Here is a 24,417-nt window from a genome sequence, read left to right as displayed (position 1 = left end):
CGGATGGAACCTCTTTCCAGGGAACCCGCCGGGCCGTACCACGGACAGGGCCGCGTGGGGCAATCGAGGGCCCAAAGGGCCCATGCCGCGACGGCCGGGCGCGGTCACGCTGGAGGTATGTCCGAGACGACGACCACCGACCTCTACGAGGTGACGATGGCGATGTCATACCTGCGTGAAGGTATGCGTGCCCCGGCCACCTTCAGCCTGTTCGTCCGGGATCTGCCGCCCGGCCGGGGTTTCCTCGTCGCCGCAGGTCTGGAGCCGGCGCTGGACTACCTCTCCCGGTTCCGCATCACGGCGGATGACGTGCGGGACTTCGCCCACGCGCTGCACAGGCCTCCTGAGGAGCTGGCCGCCCTGCTGGACCTCTGCTTCGACGGGGACGTCCGGGCAATTCCCGAGGGCCGCCTCGTATTCGCCGGCGAGCCCCTGATGGAGGTCACCGCCCCGCTGCCGCAGGCCCAGCTCGTCGAGACGTACCTGCTCACGCAGGTGTGCCACCAGACCGCGGTCGCGTCCAAGGCGTCCCGATGCGTGATCGCCGCGCAAGGACGGTCCCTGGTGGACTTCTCGCTGCGCCGCACCCACGGCCCCGGGGCCGGGCTGCAGGCCGCCCGGCTGGGTGCTCTGGTGGGATTCTCCGGCACCAGCAACGTCGCTGCCGCCACCCAGCTCGGTATTCCCGCGTCCGGCACGATGGCGCACTCGTACGTCGAGACCTTCGCCTGCGAAGAGGATGCCTTCCGCGCGTTCGCCCGCGCCCATCCCGGCCCGCTCACGCTCCTCGTGGACACGTACGACACGGAGGGTGGCGTCGCGACCGCCGCCCATGTCCTGGCCGACCTGCGCCGCGGCCCGGGCTGCGCGATCCGTCTCGACAGCGGCGACCTCGGCGCACTCGCGCACCGGTCACGAGCCCTGCTCGACACGGCCGGGCTGGAGGACGTACGGATCATCGCGAGCGGCGGCCTGGACGAGTACGCCATCGCCGCGCTCATCGGCGAGCAAGCTCCGATCGATGTCTTCGCGGTCGGGACCCGCCTGGGCGTGGCAGCCGACGCCCCGTACCTGGATGCGGCGTACAAGCTGGTCGAATACGACGGGAAACCGGTGATGAAGCTGTCGGCCGCGAAGGTCACCGCGCCTGCCCCCAAGCAGGTGTTCCGCCGACCCGGGTGCATGGATGTGATCGGCCTGCACGACGAAGAGCCACCGACCGGCGCGACGCCTCTGCTGCGTACCGTGATGCGAGGCGGCCGACGGACGGGCCCGCCCGATTCGCTCGCCGCTGCCCGAGCACGATTCGAGGCGGATCTCGCCGGGCTACCGGCAGCCGCGCGCCGCATTCAGGACCCCGAGGCGCCGGTCCCGGCCGCTTCCGCGCAGTTGGAGGCGCTGACCGCCGAAGTACGGGGGCACCTCGAAAGGGCCCTCGCTACGCGCCCCGGTACAGGCGCTCCAGGTCGATGAGCATGACCTCGTCACGCGCTTCAGCCGCATGCAGTTCGGGACTGAACCCCGAAGCGCTGTAAAGGGCCGGGCGGACTCTGCTGACGTCTTCTTCCTGGGCAGCGAGTGCGCCGAGGATGCTGTGCAGTCGTTGCAGATGGTGGATGTCCATGCCGGTGTGCCATCGCGCGATTCCCACCGACAGGAGGGCACCGGTCCTGTGACCGTCCCGTTTGCGGACCACGACCTCGGCCTCGTGCCCGCTCGTCGACAAAGGGTCGCCGAGCGAGCCGTACGACGCACTCAGGTGGTCGGCGCCGAAGGAATCCGGGGAGGCGAAGTGGACCACCCAGTCCCTGCATGTCTGAGCGAACTGGGGAGCCGAGACAAGGGAGTTGAAATCGGTTCGCGCCTCTTCCCACACCGCTTCGGCGGAGCCTTGTTCCAGCGCGGTCCTGCGCGGGCGCGCCACGGCGTGCTCGAACGCCAGGAGCTGGTCCGTGGGCCGGTGACGTACGACGGCCGGCCGCAGTCCATCGTGCTCCAACCGAATTAGGCCGTTCTCTCGGAGAACGGCGAGGGCGCGAGCGGCATCAGAGAGCTGCTGCCCGAGGAAGGCGGCGATCTCCCCCTGGGTCGCGCAGCCCGCGGCCAGGGCGGCGAGCACGGAGTGACAAGCCCCGGGGCTCTGGTGCCCGGTCTCCTCATCGACGAGGTGGCGGGCTTCACGGAACAGCGGCGTGCGCGGATTCAGGACGGTTCGGCAGACCCAGGCATCGAAGTCATTCCGGTCGACGGGGACGTCCTCGCCCACGTAGTCATGCCGGTAGGCCGGCGTTCCGCCGACAACGGAGTACACGCGGAAGGCCAACTCCGGGTCGTCGATGCACCACAACTGCGCTGCCTTGCGAAAGTCCAGGGGCTGAAGGTCGAGCTTCAGACCGGATACGGCCTCCAGCGAAGAAGCGGGCGCGAACAGCCGGTTCATGACCGGTGCGGTCGAACCTCCCAGGATCAGGCGCGCGCGGTTCACCTGCGGAGAGCGCTCAAGGCGGCGAAGGGCGCCGTGAATGACGGATGTCAGCGCCGGGCTCGCCGCGACGAGGTCGGGAAACGAGTCGATGATGACGGGAAGTGCCCGCGAGTCACCCAGTGCGAGAAGAGCGTCGATGGCTTCCTTCCAATCACGCCAGTGACTGGGTGGTACGACCTGCCGATATCGCGCGTACTCCTCGCCCAGTCGCCGCAGGGACTCGGCTTCGGTGGCTTCCTGGCCACAGAAGTAGAACCCGCCGGTGACCCTCGCCACCGATTCAAGCAGGAGTGTCTTGCCTTGGCGCGGCCGACCCACGACCGCGCCCAGCCTCGTTCCCGCATGCGGATCGCTGGAGAAGGCGATCAGAGTCGACCATTCGTCCTCCCTGTCGAAGAGCCGATCCGGCTTGGCAGAGAGGTCAGGGACCGCCATCTGGGGTCGCTGTCCGTGTACGGCATTCACACCATGCACCTCCGGAAGCAGCTGAGGGCTGACTCCATTCTCGGGCTCGTGACCGTCCAGCGCGCGGCGCGCTGCCCTCCATCGTTCCGGCGCACCTCGTCGGGGCCCGCCTGGGTCATTCCCCAGTCAGTCGGAACCATCGCTCCTCCCCCGCGGCAACGGCCTCAAGCCGTTCGCCGGCCAGGCACACCGGCAGCGGCGATGCCAGCGAGGAGGTGGGCACACTGATGCCCAGCCTGCCGGGAAGGAGCTGGACACGGATGCCTCGGTTCCCGAGATAACAGAAGGTGAACGAGGAGCGCGGAACCTCCCGGAGCGGGACGGGGTCGATGAGGAGTCCCCCCGGGCCCGCCTCGAGCCCCGCGATACCCCGCTCGATGAGGTCGAGGGTGCCGGCCATGGCGCCGAGGTGGACGCCTTCACCGGTGGTTCCGCCCTGAATATCCGCCACGTCACTAAGCAGGGCCTCCTCGCAGTACCGCCAAGCGTCCGCGCCCTGCTGGCAGGCGAGGACCCATCCGTGCACCAGGCTGCTGAGAGTCGACCCATGACTGGTGCGGTTCAGGTAGTACGTGACCGTCGCGCGCCAAACGTCGTCATCGAGCCGGTAGCCGAGACGGCCGAAGAGAGCCTGTAGGTCCGAGGGGCGGAAGAGGTAACCGAGCATGAGGGTGTCGGCCTGTTTCGATGCCTGATAGCGGTTGACCATGTCACCTTCGGCTTCCAGGATGCGATCGAGCCGGCGTATGTCGCCGTAGCGGGACCGGTAGGCCTGCCAGTCCAGTTCGGCCAGGCTTCCGTAGCCTTCGAACTGACTGACGACGCCGGTGTGGAACGGCACGTACATCCGACGGGAGATGTCCTCCCAGCGGTCCAAGGTCTCCTCGTCGGGGCCGAGTTGCTCGACCAGCTCTCTCCGGCGCGCTTCAGGCAGCCTGTCGAGCAGCTCACGTGCCCGCGCAAGGGTCCAGGCCGCGGTCACGTTCGTGTACGCGTTGTCGTCGATGCCGGGCCCTGGCGCCTCGGGGTAGGCGTCGTGGTACTCGTCCGGGCCGACCACACCGCGGATCCGGTAGCGCTCACGGTCGGCGTCGAAGGTGGTCACGGAGCACCAGTAGCGGGCGATGTCGAGCAGCAGTTCCGCCCCGGGGCCTTCGATGAAACCGGTGTCCCCAGTGGTCTGACCATAGCGCCAGACGTTCCACGCGATGGCCGACCCGACGTGGCGCTGCAGGTGCGAGTGGTCGGGCAGCCACCGGCCAGATCTGGGATTGACGTGGAGCGTCTGCGTCTCCTCGACGCCCGAACTACCGCTCTGCCAAGGGAACATCGCACCGCGAAGACCGCACCCCTGCGCGGCGGTACGGGCCGCCGGGAGCCGGCGGTGACGGTACATGAGTAGAGCGCGTGCCACTTCTGGAAAGTGCAGGGTGAGGTAGGGCAGGACGAAGAGTTCGTCCCAGAAGACGTGACCGCGGTACGCCTCACCGTGCAGGCCACGGGCGGGCACACCGACATCCATCTCCGCGGTGTGCGGGGAGAGTGTCTGGAGGACATGGAAGAGGTGGAGCCGAAGGATGCGCCCCGCCTCGCCGGGTACCTTCACTTCACCCTGGCTCCAGAGACGATTCCAGGCAGCACGATGGGAGGCGAGCAACACCTCGAACGCGGCGGCGTGTGACGCCGCCCCGACGGCGCGTGAGAGGGGGTCGCCCTGTGGGCGGTCCAGGGATGTGTACAGGCCTGCGGACTTGACGACGGTTGCGGAACGATTGCGGGAGATCGGCAGCCTGAACGTCTGGGTCGTGGCGGCCTGTGTACAGCTCATGGCCGCCGCGACAATGGGCCGGGACGTCGTCCTGACGGCGACACCGATGCCGATCCGGGAGGCACTGGTGCGGCAGGACAGCCAGGCGACACCGTCCGCGCCGACTCCGGCGCGGTGGCCGGTGAGGTGGTGCCCGTCCAGGTCTCGATAGCGCTCGACGCCCGCGTTGGTGACGTTGCCGTCGAGGACCGCCTCGGCCTCGATCGTTCCGCTCCAGCCGTACGCGCGGAAGGTGGTCCGCTGGGCGGCGAGGTACGGGTCGCCCATGTGGACCAGTCGGGTGTGGGTGACGCCGAGTCGGCGGCCGTGGCCGTCCTGGAAGAGCATCCGGCGGGTGAGGACGCCGCCGCGGAGGTCGAGCGAGGTCTTGTGGTGCCGCAGGCTCGGGTCGTCGGGAGTGAGCCAGGCACCCGTCGGCCCGTCGTCCGGCAGGCAGCGGTAGCGCAGGCGGAGCCAGTCGGGCAGGTTGACCAGATCCTCGTTGGCGACTTTCTTGCCCGCGACTTTCGAGGAGAGCCGGTTGTAGCAGCCGGCCGCATACGTTCCGGGGTAGTGGATGGTGTCGGCGCCGGCCTCGGACGCGGCTCCCCGGGTGGCGAATCTGCCGTTGCCGAGTGCGCACAGGGCTTCGACCAGACGCTCCTTCTTCGGGTCGTAGTCGTTGAAAGCCCAAGTCCACGAGGTGTTCACGGTACTGCTCCGCACACTCTCTCCGCCACGGCGGTGAGGCCGGGGAACACCACATCCGCGCCATGAGCGCGCAATTGCACTTCGGCCTCAAGGGCACGGGTCCGACTGATGCCTACGACCAGGCCGAAGTGACCGAGACGTCCTGCTTCCACCCCGGCGAGCGCGTCTTCGACGACGGCCGAGCGGGCGGGGGCGATGCCCAGCCGGTCAGCGGCTTCGAGGAAAAGCGCGGGATCCGGTTTGCCGACGAGACCGAGCCGGTCGGCGTCGACCCCGTCCACCAGAGCGTCGAAGAGGCCGGCCAGGCCCGCGGATTCCAGCAGGGGGCGGGCATGACGCGAAGCCGATACGGCCGCGCACCGCACGGTCTGGTTCCTGAGCCTGCTGAGCGCGGGCCTGACGTCATCGAAGGGCTCGACGGGGCGGGTCCGCAGCGTTTCCATGAACGCGTGTTCCTTCCTGGCGGCGACCGCCCACACGGTGCCGCAGCCAGGTGGATCGTCGGGGGCACCCTCCGGCAGTGCGATCCGGCGGGCTGTCAGGAAGGCCAGCGCACCGTCATGGCGAGGCTTGCCGTCGACCAGGCCGCGGTACTCCCGTTCGGCGTCGAAGGGCGGCTGCCTCTCACCATCCGATGCCCAGGTGTCCAGGCAGCCGTCGAATGCCGTCTTCCAGGCGGCAGCGTGGAGCGCCGCCGAGTCAAGCAGCACCCCGTCGGTGTCGAAGATGACCGCGCGGAGTGCGCTCACGGGTCCACCACGCGGCGTCCGGTGATCCGGATCGGTGTGATCTTCATCCAGTGGGTGCGCTCGCTCCCTGCCCAGGGCATCGAGCGCGCAACGGCATCGAGACGCTGCTTGCCCGCCGCATCGATGACGCCCTCGGCCTCGCCCACGGCCATGACACTCCAGCCTTGTTTCATGGCGTCGTCGATGTGGTCGACCTCGAAGGCCACCTCCGTACCTGCGGCCCTCGCGAGAACCGCGCCTTCGGACGTGCGGAACGCGATCTCGTTGCCGGCCACCACGTAGTTCACGGGGAAAATCGCAGGTCCCTCGGGAGTGAAGACCGCGACCCTGCCGACGCCGTGGGTGGACAGCAGACGTCGGCACTCGGCGTCGGTGAGCGTGATCAGTTCCGCGTCCCGCAGAGCGGTGCCCCGCCCGGGCGGATACTCGGTGGTCGCGCCGGTCAGTTCCGCCACGGTCGTTCCCAGAGCGTCGGCGATGCGGGCGAGGGAGCCGATGGCGGGGGCCGCAGCGTGTTCTTCCAGGTAGGCGACGTACGTGGCGTCGGCCCCGCAGCGCTTGCCCACCTGCTCCCGGGTGAGGCCGAGTTCCTGGCGGCGCGCGGCGATCCGGCGCCCCAGGTCGGTACGACCGGCGGGCACCTCAGTGGAGGCGGGTCCGGACTTGTTCCTGCTCACGACCATCACGTCCTCTCGACTTCGCGCTGAGCCGCCTCGGCAACCACGTCGTGCCGGGGGCTGCCCAGCACTACTTTCAGTGCACCCGTGTCACCGGCGCGTGCGAACACGTCGTACGCCTCTTCCATCTGTCCCAGCTCGAAGCGGTGGGTGACCAGCGCGCTTGCGGGGAGGCGGCCGGCCGCCATCATGCGGAGCAGCATCGGCGTGGAGTAGGTGTCGACCAGCCCTGTGGTGATGGTGATGTCCTTGATCCACAGGTCTTCGAGGTGCAGGGTGGCGGGCTTGCCGTGCACGCCGATATTCGCGACGCGGCCGCAGGGACGCACCATGCGGGTACACATCTCGAAGGCTTCCGGGACGCCGACGGCTTCGATGACCACGTCGGCGCCGAGCCCGTCGGTGAGGTCGGCGACCAGCTGTTCGGGTTCCTCGGTCGCGCTGGCGGTGGTGTCCGCGCCGAGTGCGCGGGCGGCGGCCAGCCGCGAGTCCGCAAGGTCGACGGCGACGATCCGTCCGGGGCTGTAAAGGCCGGCGGTGGCGATGGCCGCAAGGCCGATCGGGCCCGCTCCGACCACCACGACCGTGTCGCCCGGCCGCACGTTTCCGTTGAGCACGCCGACCGCGTACGAGGTGGGGAAGATGTCCGCCAGCAGGACCGCGTCGCGGCTGTCCACCGCGCTCGGGAGCGGGAGCACGGAGAGGTCTGCGAACGGAACGCGGACGTACTCGGCCTGCGTGCCGTCGATGGTGTGGCCGAGGACCCAGCCTCCGCCTCCGCGGCACTGTCCGTAGTGGCCCTCGCGGCAGAAGCGGCACCGGCCGCACGAGGAGATGCAGGAGATGAGGACCCGGTCCCCGGGCCGGACGGTGCGGACGTCGGCGCCGGTCTCCACCACGGTCCCGACGGCCTCGTGGCCCAGTACGCGGCCCGGGGTCACCTCGGGCACGTCGCTCTTGATGATGTGCAGGTCGGTACCACAGATGGTTACCGCGTCGATGCGGACGATCGCGTCGGCGGCGTCCTTGATGCTCGGATCGGGCACGTCCTGCCAGGCGGTCTGTCCCGGGCCGTGGAAGACGAGTGCCTTCATGACATCGCCCTTCTTCCTCTGTCTCGTCCGAAGGGGGACATCGCCAGGCTGACCCCGACAGCTGCTTCGCCGCATGGGCCGGTCGGTCCCTGTCCTGCCCCTGTCGGCCCCCTCTCCGCCCCATGCGGCAAATGCGATGGTGAAGGCCGGTATCCGCCTCGGAAGGAGGGCTGCCGCCATGGCCGAGACAGCCCCGACAACCGTGCCCTCGTCCTCCCGCCCGGCTCTGCTCCGCTTCCTGGGAGGCGTGCGGACCGTGACCGGCAGCAAGTTCCTGGTCGAGAGCGACCACGCCCGCATCCTCGTCGACTGCGGCCTCTTCCAGGGTTTCGCGGACCTGCGACGGCGCAACTGGGAGAAGCTGGCGTGCGACGCCTCCGACATCCACGCCGTGGTCATCACGCATGCCCACCTGGACCACTGCGGCTACCTGCCCCGGCTGGTCCGGCACGGCTTCCGCGGGCCGATCCTGACCAGTGCGCACACCGCCCGCCTCGCCGAAATCGTCCTCCGTGACAGCGCGAAACTGCAGATGGAAGCCGCCCAGCACGCCAACAAACACGGCTGGTCCAAGCACCGGCCCGCCGCTCCGCTCTACGACGACAACGACGTGGACCAGACGGTCAAGTACTTCGACCCCGTGCCGGTGGGCGAAGAGGTCGAGATCATGGCGGGAACGAAGCTGAAACTGCACCACGGCGGCCACATCCTCGGCTCCGCCTGGGTCCACCTCACGCTGGAGGACGGGCACACGCTCGCCGTCAGCGGCGACCTCGGCCGCCCCGGCCACCCCCTGCTCCTCCCTCCGGAGCCGTTCACAGGCTCGGACGTGCTGTTGATGGAGTCCACCTACGGAGACCGGCGCCATGATCACGAGACGGCTCAGCGGGAGTTCGCCTCTGTGATCACCCGAACCCTCTCCCGGGGTGGAACCGTCGTGATCCCGGCCTTCGCGATCGACCGCACCGAGGTCGTACTGCACGAACTCGCCGGACTGCGCCGGGACGGTGTCCTGCCCCACCACGTGCCGGTATACGTGGACAGCCCCATGGCCCTGGCCGCTCTCGACGTCTACCGCGACGCCCTTCGTTCCCACTCCCCCGAGCTGCGGCCGGAGGCCCTGGCCCAGGGCGACCAGGCGATCAGCCCGGATCCCTTCCTTGCTGCCCGCACGGTGCAGGAGTCCATCGACATCAACAACGCCGAGGGCCCGGTCGTCATCGTCTCCTCCGCCGGGATGGCGACGGGCGGGCGCGTCCTGCACCACCTGAGCAGGGTTCTCCCCGACCCACGGAGCGCCGTGGTCATCGTCGGGTTCGCCGCGGCGGGCACCCGGGCCCGCGACCTCGTGGACGGCGCCCGCACCCTCAAGATGTTCGGCGAGTACCTCCCCGTACGAGCCGAGATCGCCGATGTACCGCACTTCTCGGCCCACGCCGACGCCGGCCAGATCATCGACTGGCTGCGCGGCGCCCCCGCACCCCACACCACCTACCTCGTCCACGGCGAGGAAAGCGCATCCGAGACACTCCGGGACCGCATCGACCGCGAGCTCGGCTGGACGGCCGTCGTACCCAAGTCCGGGGAAGCTGTCCTGGTCCGCTGACCTGAGCCGCACGGCCCTACGTTAGGTACCGCGAGGCCCTCCCGAAGCCCCTGAGCCGGGCGCGAGCCTCTGGGGGGAAGGGTTGGAGGCACACCACCATGGGCACCATGAGGACCTTGCTGAACGACATAGCACCCAAGGCACGCGAGTCCCTGCTCGCTCGCTCCCGCCGGGTGGCTTTCCCGGCAGGACCCGCACGGTCGAGGAGCGGCGGCGCGCCGACCGGTTCTGGATCATCGAGAACGGCACTGTCGACCTCGGCATGCACGTTCCCGGGCACAGGGCCACGGTTGTCGATACCCTGGCCTCCTGGGAGCTGCTCGGCTGGTCCTGGATGGTCCCGCCCTACGTCTGGCACCGCGGCGCCACCGCCACCCACCCGGTCCGGGCCTCGAAATCGACGCCACCGCCGTACGTGAGCTCTGCAAGGAGGACTCCGCGGTAGGACGCGCCGCCTCGATCGCCGTCGCGGCCGTGATAGCGCAGCGCCTCTCCTCCGCCCGCACGCGGATCCTCGACCTGTTCGCCCCTCATGGCAGCGGTCAGCCGCTCGCCCACGCCCGCTGAGGAACATGCCATGACCTCCACCCCGTACACCGTCGCCGACGTCATGACCCACAAGGTCGTGGCAGTCACTCCCACGGCTGAGTTCAAGGAAATCGTCACCGCCATCGAGCGGTGGAAGGTCACTGCCCTCCCCGTCGTCGAAGGTGAGGGACGGGTGGTCGGCGTCGTCTCGGAAGCCGACCTCCTGCCGAAAGAGGAGTTCCACGAACACCGCCCCGGCATGATCGAGCACATGCGTCGTCTCGCCGACACCTCGAAGGCCGGCTCCACGTGTGCCGCAGACCTTATGACGACCCCTGCCGTCACGGTGCACCCCAACGCGACCCTTCCCCAGGTCGCCCGCCTCATGGCCGAGCGGCACATCAAGCGCCTCCCGGTCGTCGACGCCGACGGCACCCTCAAGGGCATCGTCAGCCGCGCCGACCTCCTCAAGGTCTTCCTGCGTTCCGACGATGCACTCGCCGCCGAGATCAGCCACGAGGTCGTCGAGCAGCTCTTCCCCGTCTCGCGTAAGACCGTCAAGGTCGATGTCACGCAAGGAATCGTCACACTCTCCGGCCAGGTACGCGACGCACACCGCATCCCCTTGGCCACACGCCTCGCCCAAGCCGTCGAGGGAGTCGTGAACGTGCGCAATCGCCTGGAAGCGCTCGCCTCCGACCTGGATGACGGAGGCTAACGGGCTACACGTGATCTGCGAGTGCGTGACGGGCCCTATCGGCGGTCCCCCAGCCAGCGAAAACGAGTAAGGAGCGGGGCACGTCAATGCCTCCTCCGGCCGACCGAGCTGGTGATTGCTCTGATGGGCGTGCCCCGGCATCGTGCGCGTGAGGCTTCGTGCACACTGCTGGCATGCCTGAGGACGAGGCGCACCACACCCCTCCAGACTCACTGCTCCAGGTGATCGACAACCTCGCGCGGTTCCATCGAGAGCATGAGAAGTACTACTCACAGGCCCCACTGCGGCAGGCCGGAGAGCTACAGGCGCGATCTCGGGCGTTGAAGTCACTGGCTGACTGGTGGAGCGACGTCGAAGCTGGTGAGCAAACTTCGACGATTGCGTTCGCCGGCCCGGAGGACCTGAATGCACCGGGGCTCGTAGCGGAGTCGGGGATCCTCTTCATGGAAGGGGAGGACGAGCCCGCCGAACTCCGAAAATTGAAGAGGGAAGTCGGCATGCTTGCCGAAGACACCGAGCGGGGCGGCGCCTGGCTGGCCCACGCGATGGAGCAGGCGTGGGAGATCGCGGGAAGCCTGGCAGCCTACCCGGCGCTTGCCGACCTGTTGGGGGAGCGGCACCGGATCATCGCCAATGACTGGCAGTCGGCGGGACTGCAGGCTCTGGTCGCACGGCTGTTGCGCCGCGCCCTTGACCTGCTGGCCGGGGTCGACTTCTCTCCGGCGGCGCTCCGGGCCGACCTGCGAGGCGAGCGGAAGGCCCCTGACTACCTCTATTCGGCTTCTGAGTTGTTCGACCGGGCAGCCGACCTGATGGCGGAGTCAGCGACGCTTGTGCATGAGAACGAGAGGCGCTGGCGCATGTTCCGTGCCCGGGTTCGCGAGTTGCAATCCGAATAGGGCAGCAGCCGCAGGAGGGATCCGACCTCGCAAAATGATCTCCATGTTGCAGGTGTGCTCATGGCTACGGTGCTACGGTGCCGTCCTGGACAGTCCCGTTAAGCGGGCTGAGCCCGCGCTGTTTCAGCAAGCTGGTTGCCGCACTGCGGCGGGAGGGTGCACACGCCTCGACCGGCGCTGAAACCTCGACGCAGAAGACCGACTGCTGGTGGTCATGGCTCACTGGCGTACGAATCAGAGGCCGCGTCAGCTCGGCCCGCTCTTCGGGATCTCGAAGCCGCGGCCGATCGGATCATCAACGACCTTGGGCCGCAATCGGGCACTGCAGGCCGCAAGGACGCCGTGCTGACCGTGGACGGCACCTTGCTGGCCACCCGCGATCACGACCTGGCCGAGCAGTCGAAGAACCGCCGATACCCCACCATCCACCAGGTCGTCATCGACGCGGACACCCCGCTCGTCGTGGTCGTCGGGTGTGGCCATCGAGCACAGGGCTGGTAATCCTGCAGAGCCCGGACAGGCCGAACTGCCAGCCTGGAACGAAGAGCACAACGCTTCCCACCGCCAAGTCCGCAGCTGCCTGGAGTACGTCTTCGCCCGGATGAAGTGCTGGAAGATCCTGCGTGATTGTCACCTGAAAGGCGCGGGGGCCACCACGCCACGCTCGGCACGCCCGGCTGCACCACCCCGCCCTTGCCGGACAGACGGAGCCACGAGGCAACCAGCCACCCTGCCACGAGCACGGTGATCGTCCACGGGACAGTCCTCAGGGGGACAGATCCCGCCTCATCAGCAAGGCGTGTGCCGCAACGAGTCCCAGCACTCCGACGCCGACGAGTACCCCCAACTGCGGCCACAGCACGTGTCCCTGGGCAAGTGCGTCACCCGGCGTGTAGTAGTGGAACGGGCTGATGAAGCGGAGCGGCGCCGCCTTCGACCACGCCAGGGCAATGAAGTCCACCGCGAAACCCACGGCCCCGATCGCGATGGTCGCCCCGATCACCTGGGCCCGCCTGCGCCCCCACGCGGATACAGCCAGGGCCGGCCCCATCAGGCACAACGCAAACCCGCACCCCATCACCCCGGCGGCGAACACTCCGCTGAGCGGCACGTCCCGATGGATGTCCGGCGACAGAGCCACCCCCGTCGCCACCGTCAGCGTGGCCGCCGCGTTCAGAGCCAGCGCGGCCAGCCCCAGCGCGACCGTACGCTCGGCCAAAAGGCGATTGCGGGACACCGGGCGAACGATGAGCAGCTCGATCGTCCCCGACTCCACGTCGGCGGCCACGGCCGCCGCCGCAAGGGCGCCGATCGCCGTCAGCTGCATGGCGATCCAGAACGGATGCACCAGGCCGGCCCCCAACAGCCCCGGGTAGCTCGCGATCGACACATCCCCGGTGGACCCGCTGAACGCCCGGAAGGCCGACGGCGTCCCCTTCCCCCTCCCGGAGAACAGCTGGCCCGGCGGAATCGTGTTCGCCACGACGACGATCAGTGCCTCGAAGACGGCCATCCCGATCATCAGGGCGACCAGCATCCGCCGACGCCGGTGGAGCGCCAGCCACAACAACGGCCATCGGGATTTCACAGCTCCTCTCCCGCTTCCCCGTTCCGATAAAGGTCCAAGAACGCCTCGTCAAGGCCCGCCTCCTCCACGGTCACGTCGGCCACTGCCAAAGCCAGCAGGCCCCTCAGCGCGGCCACCACCTCGCTCGGCGGCACGAGCAGCTCCACCCGGTCGCCCGCCCACTGCGGCGACCACTGATCCGCGAGCCCCAAGGGCCGAGGCCCCGCCCCGTCGCCGAAGGTGAGACGGATCCTGCGAGCCCGGGCCTCACGGAGCGCCGCCACGCTCTCCACGGTCACCAAGCGCCCGTCCCGTACGATCGCGACGCGCCCGCAGGCCCGTTGCACCTCGGGCAGCACATGGCTGGACAGCAGCACCGTCCGGCCGCCGGCCGCGGCCTCCCTCATCAGCTCGAAGAACGTCTTCTGCACCAAGGGATCCAGTCCCTCGGTGGGCTCGTCCAGCACCACGAGCTGCGGATCGTGCTGCAACGCTTGGACGAGGCCGATCTTCTGCTTCATGCCCCGCGAGTACTCGCCCACCGTCCGCCGCAAGATCGCCGAGTCGAGCCCCAGCCGCTCGCACAGCTCCCCGCGGCGCCGCGACGGCACACCCTGCAGGGCGGAGAGCAGATCCAGGGTCTGCTCGCCCGTGAGCTCCGGATACAGCCGTAGCTCACCTGGCAGGTATCCGACCTCCGGTGCCACCCGCCGGTGATCAGCTATGGGGTCCAGCCCCAGCATCAGCGCCCGGCCCGAAGTCGGCCGCAGCAGCCCCGTCAAGCACCGCAAGGTGGTCGTCTTGCCGGCCCCGTTCGGCCCGAGAAATCCGAAGACCTCCCCGGCCCGCACATTGAGCGTCAGCCCCTCCACACCGACCACAACCCCGTACATCTTGGTCAGCCCGCTCAGCTCGATGGCATACCCAGTGCCCATGGAAACAGTCTGTCGCCGCCCTCAAGCCCCCGCCCCACGAACCACGGTTCCGGAAGCCGGCGGCAAGGAGGACGCTCAGCTCCTGCGCTTACGACGGACCTGGGCACCGGCGGTCGCCGAACGCGTCGGCCTCCCCAGTCAGCCCTCGGGCCCGCGATGTACTTTGCCAACCTGGCCACTACGCGCGGCCTCCGGCATGTGCGCGGGTGCTCGGCAACGGCGTGTTTCGCCGTGATCGGCGGACACCATGTCGACACCGTGGAGCGGGGGCTGGGTGTCCGCGCGGGCTCCGGCTTCCCCAGACGGAACAGCGTCGCTGCAAGCGGTGCCATGCCTTGTACGACGGCACAGCCACGGAGCGACGGCCGTAGCTTGCCGCGCAGCACGGGCCCAGGGGCGTCTCACGCGTTGGGCCGACCATCCCGTGGCCATGCCCCAGTCACTCGCACGTCTCCGACGCGAGGCCGACGACCTGCTGTGACTGTCGGCGCTACATGCCCTCGCCGCCCGTGGGCGAGTGGTACGAGGATGTCTCTCAGCCCGGTGATGAACAGGTCAGGACTCTGCTCACGCAACAGGGGCCGGTGGCTCGACCTCCTGAGTCCTTCCGAAACAGACGGAGCCGGGTATGGCACTCGGCTTATCGCAGAGGCCCGGATCAGCCGAAGAGATCAGGCACCCGGATGGTGTGTATGGGACGCAGTCCGGGTTGGGCCCTCCCCTGATCCCGGGGAGGAGGCGTCGGCGTCGTGCGCGTCGGCAGCCTGCCGCTCGGACCACGAAAGACCGGTTCATGGGGAGCTGCCACGAGTTCCCCGAGTGGAGTCGCACGCGCCGTCACGCTCTCCCCCTATCGGCAGTTCCGGGGTCCGCCGGTGGGCCGCCCGGCGTAGCACGTGAGCGGCCATCCGGCCGGGCCCCAGATCCCTTACCCGCCCTCACAGGGCTTCAAGGGACGGCGCAGACGGCTTCGACGAAGTGCCCAACCTGGTCTTCTGACAGATGGCGTGCCAGGTCGGCTTCGCTGATCATGCCGACGAGCCGGTGGTCTTCGATGACGGGCAGTCGTCGGACACGGTGCTCTTGCATGATGTGCAGGACCTGCCCGCTGTCTGCGTCCGCGGCGACCGTGAACGGCTTGCCCTCGGCCAGCATGCCTGCCGTCATGTGGTGCGGGTCCTTGCCCTTGGCCAGGCACTTGATCACGATGTCACGGTCGGTGATGATGCCGTGCAGCCGGTCATCCGGCCCACAGATCGGGAGTGCTCCCACTCCCAGTTCGCTCATGCGGCGTGCCGCGTCCATGAGCGTCTCCTCCTCGCGGACGCAGGACGCGCCCTCGTGCATGATCTCTCGCGCGGTCGTCACGGCCGCCTCCTGGTTGGTTGTGGTGACAGAGCACGGAACTCCGAGTGACCTTTCTGAGGGTCCGGGAACACGCTGTGCCTAAGTTCCCCCCTCCTCGATTCATCTGCCCTGGGCTCGAGCGCCCGACAGGGACTCCTCCAATCTGCGCCTGGCCTGGAGAACGGTCTTGAGACCATCGGGTCCCTTGAGGGGGCCATTCGGCCTAAACGAGAGGTGATGACTGTCAACTCGGGCCACCAGTGAAAGCCTGCGGCCACATGGGTGGCTTCGGCACCGCCCCCGGCCGGATACACGGGGCTGGCATCGAGGTAGTGCCTGTCGGTTTGCTGCCGGGCCGGCCCGGGCGGCGCAGCACCCCACCCACGACCTCCGAAGCGGATACGCGTACTCAACGTTCACGCCGCGCGCTGCGCTTCGCGGCGATGGCGCAGTCCCAGCGGGAGAACTCCGGGTGGCGACGCTGGAAGTCCGAGGCCAAGGCCATCATGACACGCTGAGTTACATTGCACTTCGCGGCAGCTTCGGGAGAGCAGGGCCGTGACCGCTTGCGCACCCGCCGATCAGCCGTGGTTCTCTCACCCGGACGGGTGCCCGCTGCCACGTCGGGCCAGGCGGAACTGCCGCCCAGCTCCGAAGTCGTCGCCTACTGCCGCAGCGAGTACTGCGTCCTGCCACACGACGCCGTTCGGCTCCTCAACGCCCTTGGCCATCGCGCCGTGCGGCTGACCGACGGCATGCTGGAAGGGCGGCTGTCCGAACTGCCCGTGGACACCGAAGCCGCAGCATGAACTCCAGCCTCCTGCTGCCCCATGGGCTGCAGGCTTCAGGGAGCAGCTGAACGATGAACGTATCCGATCGAATGAGCGCACCAGCAGTGACGATTCCTCCGCGGACACCGGTCGGTGAGGTGGCCCGGCAGATGGGCGAGTACGGGATCGGTTCCGTGGTGGTCACGGAAGGTGGGGCGCTTCGGGGTATCGTCACCGACCGTGACCTGGCCCTGCGCGCGCTGGCCGGGGGCCTGGACATGGGCGAGGCGGTGGATGCGGTGATGACATCCCCAGTCGTCACCGTGAATGCGACCGACGACATCCACGAGGCGTACCGGACCTTCCGGAGAACCGGGGTCCGCCGCCTGCCCGTGCTGGACGGAAGCCAGGTGGTGGGCATGCTGACCGTGGATGACCTGCTGATGGACGTCTTCCAACGGGTGGCGGACCTACTCGGTCCCGTCGCGTGGAGCGTCCTTGAGGAACCACCCGGGCCGCCCTCCTGAACGTGTGCCTTCGCCCCCACACACGCCTTGTCCCGGCCGCGGAGAACGATGCCTGCGACGGATCACTAACCCTCCCGAGTATGGGCGCGCCGGCGCACGGCGGTTTGCCGACAGCTCGACTCCCTCAAATTTCATCGAGGCGCTGGACGAGCGCACCGGTCTCGCCCTGCCCGAGACCGACTGTCCGGCGGTGAACACCCTGGATGGCTGCGCGGACCGCACCTCCGGGGAGTAGCGGGGGGCTGATCGGTCCCACATGGGGCCACTCGGCCCCTCCTCGGTCACCGCGCCGCAGGTGACGCTGGAAGAGGGCCGCCGTCCCGCGGCGCCCAAGGAGGTCTCGCCATGAAGCACCATGTGACGGTCGGTGTCGACGGCTCTCCCGAGAGCCGGGCTGCGGCCCGTTGGGGCGCCCGGGAGGCGGCTTTGCGGGAAGTGCCGCTGAGGCTCGTCCACGCTGTCGACTGGCTGATCAGTCCCGCGGTACCGGGGCTGGGCAGCGAAGAAGCCGACCGTTGGGCCGACGAGGCGCTCACCGACGCATTGGAAGACGTGCGACGCCGGCATCCCGGGCTGGAGGCCTCGACGAGATGTCTCTCAGGCAGGCCAGCGGCAGCCCTCGCCGCGGAGGCGGTGAACGCCGGGCTGCTCGTACTCGGCTCCCGCGGGGTGGGAGGCCTGGTCGGATTCCTCATCGGCTCGGTGAGCTTGTCGACACTGGTGGCCACCGAGACGCCTGTGGTGCTCGTACGCGTGTCGGACGCGCCCGAGGAGGCCGAGCCCAGCCGGTACGGGGAGATCGTCCTGGGTATCGACATCCATGAGGCAGCGGACAAGGTTTTGACCTTCGCCTTCGAGGAAGCCGACCGTCGCGGCTGCGCCCTACGTGCGGTCCACGGCTGGAAGATGCCCTCCATGTACCAGTACGCGCCCTTCTTCGACCCGGAGAACGAGCGGGAGGTCGGCCGGAGTGTCACCGTGATGCTCGACGACATGCTGATGCCGTGGCGGCACAAGTTCCCGTCCGTTTGCGTCACCCACGAGGCGTTCATGGGGCCCGCCGGCGAGCAGCTCGTTCAGGCCGCGGCGAGGGCGGACCTGGTCGTTGTGGGTCGCCGCCTGCGCCGCTCGCCCCTGGGTGTGCATCTGGGGTCCGTGGCCCATGCGGTCCTGCACCACGCCGCTGCGCCCGTCGCGGTCATCGCTCACGACTGATGGCCCCATTCACAAGGAGATCGGACCATGTCTCATCGCACTGTCGCAGACGTCATGACCCGGAACGTGGCCACGGCGAGCCCCGAAGCCTCACTCAAAACGGTCGCCCGGAGTCTCGACGACAACGGGGTCTCCGCCCTGCCGGTCGTGGACACCCGTCGCCACCCGATCGGCATCGTCTCGGAAGCTGATCTGCTGCGCAGGCAGGCCGGGCTGCCCGATACCGAAGGGCGCGACCCCCTGCACACCACGGCGCCGATGGACCGTGCCTCCATGGACGCCCGGACCGCTAGCGATCTGATGTCCACTCCCGTCCTGACCGCCCGGCCGGAGTGGGGCATCGTCGAGACGGCCCGCTTCCTGCACGAGCGAGGTGTCAAGCGTCTCCCAGTGGTCGACGAAACGGGAACCCTGGTGGGCATCGTCAGCCGCACCGACCTGCTGCGCCCCATGCTCCGCCGCGATGACGCCATCCGCGATGAAATCGTTGACGACGTATTGGGCCGGACCCTCAGGATGACCCCGGGAGGCGTTGCCGTGACCGTAAACGAAGGGGTCGTCTCCCTGAGCGGCCAGGTCGAACAGCGGTCGGCCATTCCGGTTGTCGAACGACCGTGCCAGTCGGTCGACGGGGTCGTCAGCGTGGACCAGGCCCTCGGCTACGCGGTCGACGACCTGTCTCCGGTTGCCGACCCTCGCCATGCCACGCATTGACCCCCCGCGACACAGGGCGGAAAGAGTTCCGCCTGCTTCGCGCGGATCCCGATCGTGCGGTGCACGGCCGCCAGCCGCTTCTCCGCATCCTCCCAGGGACCCTTGCCGTCAACTTCATCCGTTCATGAAGTACGCCCGTCACCTGGAGAACAGGGCCGATCAGCCCGAAGTGATCCCCTGACGGCCCTACCGCCAGGCGGGCACAGGTGTCCACGATCGGATGTATCAAGACGCCGCTATGGAGGCATCATGAAGCACCTTCGCACCGTCGAGGACGTGATGACTCATGCCGTCGTCTCCGTCGACCGCAGAACACCGTTCAAGGACGTCGTGGAGGCCATGCGGCAGTGGCGGATCAGCGCTCTGCCCGTCCTGTCGGAGGAAGGACGGGTCGCCGGCGTGGTGTCCGAAGCGGATCTGCTGCTCAAGGCCCAGGGCGCGGACGAGTCCCGCGCAGTCACCGCCGGGCAGCTGATGACCGTACCGGCGGTCACCGTGACCAAGGACGCCACCATCCCCGGGGCCGCCCGCCTGATGGCCCGCGGCCACCTCAAGCGGCTCCCCGTCGTCGACGACGACGGCCGCCTCGTCGGCGTGGTCAGCCGGGGCGACCTCCTCAAGATCTATCTACGCCCCGACGCCGACATCGCCGAGGAGCTCCGCGAACTGATCATGGCAGAGCTCATCCCCGCCGGATCGGCCATGGTCCAGGTGCATGTGGCCGACGGCATCGTGCACCTGGACGGCTCCATCCCCGACCCGGCCCTGAAGGACGTGCTGGTGCGTGTCGCACGCACCGTACCGGGCATCGTGGACGTCACGGCCGTGCGCCTCGACGCCGAAGTCCGCACGTGAAGGAGGCCGACGATGGGGCACCGCAGCGTCGCCGACCTGATGACCCCGACAGCCGTCAGCGTCCAACGGGGCACGCCGTTCAAGGAAATCGCCAGGCTGCTCAAAGAGTTCGACATCTCCGCCGTGCCCGTGGTGGACGAGGCCGAACGCCCCGTGGGCGTCGTCTCCGAGGCCGACCTGCTGCGCAAGCGCAGCTCCGGCAGCGGCACGAACACGGCCGCCGATCTCATGACCAGCCCCGCCGTCACCGCACAGACCGAATGGAGCGTCGTCCGCGCGGCGCGAGTCATGCGGGGGCGGCAGGTCAAGAGGCTGCCCGTGGTGGACGCCGCCGGCCGACTGATCGGCATCCTGAGCCGCAGCGACCTGCTTCAGCTCTTCCTGCGCAGGGACCACGCGATCCAGGAGGAAATCCTCGAAGACGTGCTGACCCACACCCTCGGGCTCAGCCCGTCGTCGTTGACCGTCGAGGTCGCCGACGGGCTGGTGACCCTCAGCGGCACCGTAAGCCGACGCAGTCTGGTCCCCATCGTGCTGCGCCTGTGCCAGAGCGTCGACGGCGTCGTCGACGTGGTCAACCGGCTCGACTATGAGCAGGACGACGTGTCGGTCGGCGCTCGAACGCCAACCGAGCGGTAGGAGAAGAACATGAAGCATCGGGAAGTCCGCGAGCTGATGACCCGCGAGGTCGTCACCGTCCCCAACAACGCTCCGTTCAAGGAGATCGCCCGCACCCTGACGGAACACAAGGTGTCGGCCGTCCCGGTCGTCGACCCTGCCGGCTGTCCGCTCGGCGTGATCTCGGAGCGGGACCTGCTGCCGAAGTCGGCAGGCCAAGGAGACTACTTCCGGTCGCTTCCCGAACGGGAGGCGTGGCAGGAGGAGAAGGCCGCGGGTACGCGCGCCGAGGAGCTGATGTCCTCGCCCCCCGTGTGCGCCCGGCCGGACTGGACCGTCGCCGAAGCCGCCAGGCTGATGGAAGCCCAAGGAGTCAAGCGGCTCCTGGTCGTGGACGACTCGGACGTACTGATCGGCATCGTCAGCCGACGGGACCTGCTGCGGATCTTCCTCCGGGACGACGAGGACATCCGTCACGAGATCATGGGCGACGTACTCGACCTCAGCCTGCGTCAGAGCCCCACTGCCATCACCGTCGCCGTCATCGACGGCCGGGTCGAACTCCACGGAAGCGTCGACTACAAGAGCCTCATCCCACTCATCGAACGACTCTGCCGGACCGTGGACGGCGTGGTCTCCGTCACCCAGCATCTCGGATACGCCATCGACGACACGACCTCAGCGTGAGCGAGCCGGCGACCATGTCGAGTGCTTCCGGTCCCCGCGGCCGGTCAGCACGTCGGCGCGGTCGAACCATCCCCTCCTCACGGTGAACGTGGCCCGTCAAGTGGATCCCGGTCATCCCCCATGCTTGGGAAGCCATCGTGAACGATCGAATCGTCGCCAGCCTCTACTGATCTGCGGAAAGCCACGGAGCCGCCCACTGGGCGGCTCCTTGAGCGGCTGTGCCGATGAGGAGGAAGTGGACGTCTCCTACCCCCTCGTCGCCTTCCACCATGCGGTCCTCCCAGTGGCACTACAGGCCCTGGGCCAGGAGAAGCTCATGAGCGAGCCGTGCGCCGCGCGCCGCGTGGGCCGATCCCTCTGCCTCCTGTGAGGGGTTGGCCTCCAACCCTTCGGCCAGTGCCCGCACTGCCTGGGCAAGCGTCTGCACCTGTGCTTCGACGAGGGACAAACGGTCCTGTTCGGAAGGGGTGCTCTGGGTCATGACGAAGCCTCCGTGATCAAGACAGCGGGTGTACGGCGTCACGTGCCACTGTGCGCCATGGCAAGGGACGGGTCCACCGGAGGCATTCGGCACCTGCTCTTGCCGGGCGAGACAGATCTGCCGCAGGGCGAATCAATCACCGCGGCCGTCCGCTTCGCACTTCTTCTCTCCGGCCGGGCCGGCACCGGCAATAGAGGCCGCACTACCTCCCCCTGCGCGTGCGTCATGCCGGAGAGACCCTGATTCACCCGGTCGTCGTGATCAGCCGTCCTGGCTTCGTGTTGGGACCACCGGCTCGCCACGCTGCTCAGTCCGGCTCCATGTAGGGGCGGCGGAAGACCGGGGCCTGGCCGGAGCCGTACGGGCGTACGGCCGCCATCGCCTGGATGACTGCGGCCTCCAAATGGCCGCCGGTGTCGATGGGGACGGCCTCCTCCCACGGCGGCTCCGCGGCTGCCATGGCCTTGGCCACCTCAGGGGTGGCGTCGGATGCTCCGGGGGCGCGGGTGGTCAAGCGCGCGGCTGACACCTCTCCCGGAGCCTGGCAGTGCAGGGCCACCAGGTCGGCGCTCGTCCGTTCGGCCATGCGGAGGGCGGCTTCACGCTGTGCGGCATCGGACCAGGTGGCGTCGAGGACGACTGACTCGCCCAGGGACAGCAGGGTGGACGCCCGGTCGAGCAGGGCCGCGTACGTCCTCGCAGTCCATTCGGGCGTGTACAGCCCTTCGCCGTAGTCGGCGGCAGCGGATTCCTCCGCCGGCATGCCTGCCAGCTCCTTGCGCAGGCGGTCGCTGCTGAGCAGCGTGACGCCCAGTCGATCGGCGAGTGCGCCGGAGAGCGTGGACTTCCCACTGCCCGGGAGGCCGCCGACGAGGGTCAGGCCGACAGCGGAGGTGCGCAGGTGGCGCAGCGTCGTGGTGACCAGTCGCCGCGCGGCCGTTTGCGCGCCGCGAGCGCCTTGAGCTGCCTGGATGAGGGAGACCTTGGCCCGGACGAACGCGCGGTAGGCGACGTAGTGGTGCCAAAGGGACGGCGGTGCGGGGTCGCCGGAGTACTCGCCGTACTGGGCGAGGAAGAACGCCGCGGCCTCCGGGGCACCCGTCTGCTCGAGGTCCATGGCGAGGAAGGCCGCGTCGTCGAGGCCGTCGACGTAGCGAAGGCGGTCGTCGAACTCCAGGCAGTCCAGGACGCGGGGTCCGTCGTCGAGGCAGAAGATGTCCTGGGCGAGCAGGTCGCCGTGGCCGTCGACCACCCGCCCCTGCTCGATGCGCGTGTCGAACAGCTTCTCACGGCCGGTGAGATAGCGACGCACCAGACGCTCGATCTCCTCCACCCCGTCGAGCAGCCGGCCGTCTTCGGTCAGTTTCCTGACCTGTGTGAAGCTCGCTTCCCAGCGTGCGGACAGCGCGTCCCGCCGGCCCTGTTCGTCGATGTCCGGGCCGCGGGGCGCGTCCGCGTGACGGGAGGCGAGGAGGCGTGCGACGGTCCGCAGGGCGTCGTCTACGTCGGCGCCTTGACTCACGAGCAGGGACAGGCGGCGTTCCGCCGGCATGCGGCGCATCACCACGAGAGGCTCGGGCGTGTCCGCGTCCGGTCCGTGGAACTCACCCAGGCCCAGGTACACGTCAGGGGCGAAGCGACGGTTGAGGGCGATTTCGCGTTCGCAGACGATCCGCCGGGCCGCCGTGGTCGTGTAGTCGAGGAACCCCAGGTCGACCGGCTTCTTCAGCTTGTAGGCACGGTCACCAACGAAGAACAGCACGGCCGTGTGCGTCTCGCACACCTCTGCCCGCGGAAGTGGTGGAACACCGACGCCGGTGCCGGTCCGGAGTACGGACGCGTCGGTCCGGTGCCCCGGCACCGACGGCTCCTCGCGGTGGCTCGGCTCAGTCATGGGGAATGACGGCGACGGGGCAGCGCGCGTGATGGATCGCGGCCGTGGCCACGGCACCCAATGGGGGTGCCAGGGCGGGACGATGCATGCGTCGGCCGACGACCAGAAGCCCTGCGCCCTCGGCGGCACGCACCACGGCCTTGGTGGGGCTTTCAAGACCGATGCTGTCGGCCACCTCCACACTCGGAAACTTCTCGCGCCAGGGGCGGAGGGCGTCGCTCAGGAGCTTCTGCGCGTCCTGCGTGATCTTCTCGGTCACGTCGTGGTCCGTGCCCCAGGGAGCATGAGCGTGCAGGGGAACGCTCCGGCCATGGACGGCCCGAAGGGGCACGCCGCGCGCCGCGGCGGCGGCGAAGGAGAACGCAAGCAGGTCGTCGCACGGACCGCGCAGTTTCAGTGCCACCACCACTCCGCCCGAGGCACCCGGAGCGGACGACGGACCCTCTGTCCCGGCACGTACCAGGACCACCGGCCGCTCGGCCCGTGCGACGACGGGCATGCTGATGTCGCCCAGGAAATAGCTCTCGACGGACTCCAGTCCGCGCGAACCGAGCACGGTCATCTCGGACTCCGCCGCCGCCTTCAGCAGCGCCTCCTGGGCGTCCTCGGCGACCAGGTTTCCGACGATGACCAGGCCCGGGTGGCGTGCCTGCAGTTCCGCCTTCGCGTGGTGCACGATCCGCTTCGCCCAGTAGTTCTGATCCATCTCGGCAGTGACGTGGGCGGGTTCCGGAGCCAGGAGGGGCCACGCGTGCAGCAGGCGCAGCGTGAGTTTGCGGCGGTCGGCTTCGTCAGCGGCCCAACGGGCGGCGGCGAGGCTCTCGGGTGAGCCGTCGAGGCCCACGGTGACGACTGGCTCCATGCCGACTGCTCCGTCTGGTAGATGACTGGAATGGCGGTGAGGTGTCCGTCCGACCGGCCCGGAACCCTGTCGTCCCCGCGCTCCCGCCGGTAGCCGTGCAGCGACCGTAAGCGGTACTCGATGAAGCACCTGTGCCAACGCGCCGAGCTACGGCCACATGCCATCCGAGGAGCGCCCGAAGCCTCTCCGCAGCGCGCAAGAGGCCG

The 24,417-nt window shown here is 68.8% G+C and carries 23 protein-coding genes and 1 pseudogene; 12 read left to right on the top strand and 12 right to left on the bottom strand.

The genetic code is table 11. The features are described from left to right. The first annotated feature begins 117 nt into the window (after positions 1-117). Positions 118-1,473, top strand: coding sequence for a nicotinate phosphoribosyltransferase (locus tag OG509_RS33845; protein ID WP_406186390.1), 1,356 nt, complete (start codon positions 118-120; stop codon positions 1,471-1,473). On the opposite strand, the gene OG509_RS33840 is transcribed toward OG509_RS33845, so the two are convergent. The 5 genes from OG509_RS33840 to OG509_RS33820 all read right to left on the bottom strand — a co-directional run bounded on the left by OG509_RS33840 (position 1,439) and on the right by OG509_RS33820 (position 7,988). Continuing rightward, positions 1,439-2,920, bottom strand: a complete 1,482-nt coding sequence (locus OG509_RS33840; protein ID WP_406186389.1) for an ATP-binding protein — start codon at positions 2,918-2,920, stop codon at positions 1,439-1,441. The two genes, OG509_RS33845 and OG509_RS33840, sit on opposite strands and share 35 nt — an antisense overlap. Positions 2,921-3,065: 145 nt before the next feature. Continuing rightward, positions 3,066-5,468, bottom strand: coding sequence for a glycoside hydrolase family 65 protein (locus OG509_RS33835; RefSeq protein WP_406186388.1), 2,403 nt, complete (start codon positions 5,466-5,468; stop codon positions 3,066-3,068). Next, positions 5,465-6,217, bottom strand: a complete 753-nt coding sequence (locus OG509_RS33830; RefSeq protein ID WP_406186387.1) for an HAD family hydrolase — start codon at positions 6,215-6,217, stop codon at positions 5,465-5,467. Before OG509_RS33830 ends, OG509_RS33835 begins: the two co-directional genes overlap by 4 nt. Next, on the bottom strand, positions 6,214-6,900 hold the full coding sequence (locus OG509_RS33825) for a helix-turn-helix domain-containing protein (protein ID WP_406186386.1): 687 nt from the start codon (positions 6,898-6,900) through the stop codon (positions 6,214-6,216). Before OG509_RS33825 ends, OG509_RS33830 begins: the two co-directional genes overlap by 4 nt. Beyond that, positions 6,900-7,988, bottom strand: coding sequence for a zinc-dependent alcohol dehydrogenase family protein (locus tag OG509_RS33820; protein ID WP_406186385.1), 1,089 nt, complete (start codon positions 7,986-7,988; stop codon positions 6,900-6,902). Before OG509_RS33820 ends, OG509_RS33825 begins: the two co-directional genes overlap by 1 nt. Before the next feature lie 178 nt (positions 7,989-8,166). Here OG509_RS33820 and OG509_RS33815 point away from each other — a divergent pair, with 178 nt between their 5' ends. Next, positions 8,167-9,594: an MBL fold metallo-hydrolase RNA specificity domain-containing protein gene (locus OG509_RS33815; RefSeq protein ID WP_406186384.1), complete on the top strand. Its 1,428-nt coding sequence runs from the start codon at positions 8,167-8,169 to the stop codon at positions 9,592-9,594. A 345-nt stretch (positions 9,595-9,939) separates the two neighbouring features. On the opposite strand, the gene OG509_RS33810 is transcribed toward OG509_RS33815, so the two are convergent. After that, positions 9,940-10,173: a hypothetical protein gene (locus OG509_RS33810; protein ID WP_406186383.1), complete on the bottom strand. Its 234-nt coding sequence runs from the start codon at positions 10,171-10,173 to the stop codon at positions 9,940-9,942. Between OG509_RS33810 and OG509_RS33805 the strand changes: the two genes are divergently transcribed. From OG509_RS33805 to OG509_RS33795, 3 genes and pseudogenes are all read left to right on the top strand, one after another. Next, the gene (locus tag OG509_RS33805) at positions 10,172-10,840 is read left to right on the top strand and encodes a CBS domain-containing protein (RefSeq protein WP_373914497.1); all 669 of its coding nucleotides are present in this window, start codon (positions 10,172-10,174) and stop codon (positions 10,838-10,840) included. The genes OG509_RS33810 and OG509_RS33805 overlap by 2 nt on opposite strands. A gap of 173 nt (positions 10,841-11,013) precedes the next feature. Next, on the top strand, positions 11,014-11,739 hold the full coding sequence (locus tag OG509_RS33800) for a hypothetical protein (RefSeq protein ID WP_406186382.1): 726 nt from the start codon (positions 11,014-11,016) through the stop codon (positions 11,737-11,739). A gap of 77 nt (positions 11,740-11,816) precedes the next feature. Then, positions 11,817-12,440, top strand: a pseudogene (locus OG509_RS33795) (transposase family protein); the annotation flags it as partial. A 65-nt stretch (positions 12,441-12,505) separates the two neighbouring features. On the opposite strand, the gene OG509_RS33790 reads toward OG509_RS33795, so the two are convergent. The 3 genes from OG509_RS33790 to OG509_RS33780 form a co-directional block, all read right to left on the bottom strand. Next, on the bottom strand, positions 12,506-13,276 hold the full coding sequence (locus tag OG509_RS33790; RefSeq protein WP_406186381.1) for an ABC transporter permease subunit: 771 nt from the start codon (positions 13,274-13,276) through the stop codon (positions 12,506-12,508). Between the two features lie 47 nt (positions 13,277-13,323). Continuing rightward, positions 13,324-14,241, bottom strand: a complete 918-nt coding sequence (locus OG509_RS33785; protein WP_406186380.1) for an ABC transporter ATP-binding protein — start codon at positions 14,239-14,241, stop codon at positions 13,324-13,326. Between the two features lie 948 nt (positions 14,242-15,189). Continuing rightward, positions 15,190-15,609 (bottom strand): CBS domain-containing protein, encoded by a 420-nt coding sequence (locus tag OG509_RS33780; RefSeq protein WP_229334671.1) that lies wholly within the window; start codon positions 15,607-15,609, stop codon positions 15,190-15,192. A 587-nt stretch (positions 15,610-16,196) separates the two neighbouring features. Between OG509_RS33780 and OG509_RS33775 the strand changes: the two genes are divergently transcribed. The 7 genes from OG509_RS33775 (at position 16,197) to OG509_RS33745 (ending at position 20,974) form a co-directional block, all read left to right on the top strand. After that, positions 16,197-16,397, top strand: a complete 201-nt coding sequence (locus OG509_RS33775; RefSeq protein ID WP_406186379.1) for a hypothetical protein — start codon at positions 16,197-16,199, stop codon at positions 16,395-16,397. Positions 16,398-16,450: 53 nt separating this feature from the next. After that, on the top strand, positions 16,451-16,885 hold the full coding sequence (locus OG509_RS33770; protein WP_008734963.1) for a CBS domain-containing protein: 435 nt from the start codon (positions 16,451-16,453) through the stop codon (positions 16,883-16,885). A gap of 345 nt (positions 16,886-17,230) precedes the next feature. Then, entirely contained in the window at positions 17,231-18,100 is an 870-nt protein-coding gene (locus tag OG509_RS33765) for a universal stress protein (RefSeq protein ID WP_406186378.1), read from the top strand. 54 nt (positions 18,101-18,154) lie between these two features. Continuing rightward, a complete protein-coding gene (locus tag OG509_RS33760) occupies positions 18,155-18,814 on the top strand; it encodes a CBS domain-containing protein (RefSeq protein WP_406186377.1) in 660 nt (219 codons plus the stop codon). A 249-nt stretch (positions 18,815-19,063) separates the two neighbouring features. Further along, entirely contained in the window at positions 19,064-19,669 is a 606-nt protein-coding gene (locus tag OG509_RS33755) for a CBS domain-containing protein (RefSeq protein WP_406186376.1), read from the top strand. A 12-nt stretch (positions 19,670-19,681) separates the two neighbouring features. Further along, positions 19,682-20,308, top strand: a complete 627-nt coding sequence (locus tag OG509_RS33750) for a CBS domain-containing protein (RefSeq protein ID WP_406186375.1) — start codon at positions 19,682-19,684, stop codon at positions 20,306-20,308. A gap of 9 nt (positions 20,309-20,317) precedes the next feature. After that, positions 20,318-20,974 (top strand): CBS domain-containing protein, encoded by a 657-nt coding sequence (locus OG509_RS33745; RefSeq protein ID WP_406186374.1) that lies wholly within the window; start codon positions 20,318-20,320, stop codon positions 20,972-20,974. 289 nt (positions 20,975-21,263) lie between these two features. Here OG509_RS33745 and OG509_RS33740 read toward each other — a convergent pair whose 3' ends face one another. From OG509_RS33740 to OG509_RS33730, 3 genes are all read right to left on the bottom strand, one after another. Beyond that, positions 21,264-21,455, bottom strand: coding sequence for a hypothetical protein (locus OG509_RS33740; protein ID WP_400931140.1), 192 nt, complete (start codon positions 21,453-21,455; stop codon positions 21,264-21,266). Positions 21,456-21,762: 307 nt separating this feature from the next. Next, positions 21,763-23,238 (bottom strand): AAA family ATPase, encoded by a 1,476-nt coding sequence (locus OG509_RS33735; RefSeq protein ID WP_406187761.1) that lies wholly within the window; start codon positions 23,236-23,238, stop codon positions 21,763-21,765. A gap of 103 nt (positions 23,239-23,341) precedes the next feature. Next, positions 23,342-24,211 (bottom strand): universal stress protein, encoded by an 870-nt coding sequence (locus tag OG509_RS33730; RefSeq protein ID WP_406186373.1) that lies wholly within the window; start codon positions 24,209-24,211, stop codon positions 23,342-23,344. Positions 24,212-24,417: the final 206 nt, after the last annotated feature.

The organism is Streptomyces sp. NBC_01006 (assembly GCF_045162725.1).
GTDB lineage: Bacteria > Actinomycetota > Actinomycetes > Streptomycetales > Streptomycetaceae > Streptomyces.
This window is presented reverse-complemented; position numbering and strand designations above follow the sequence as displayed.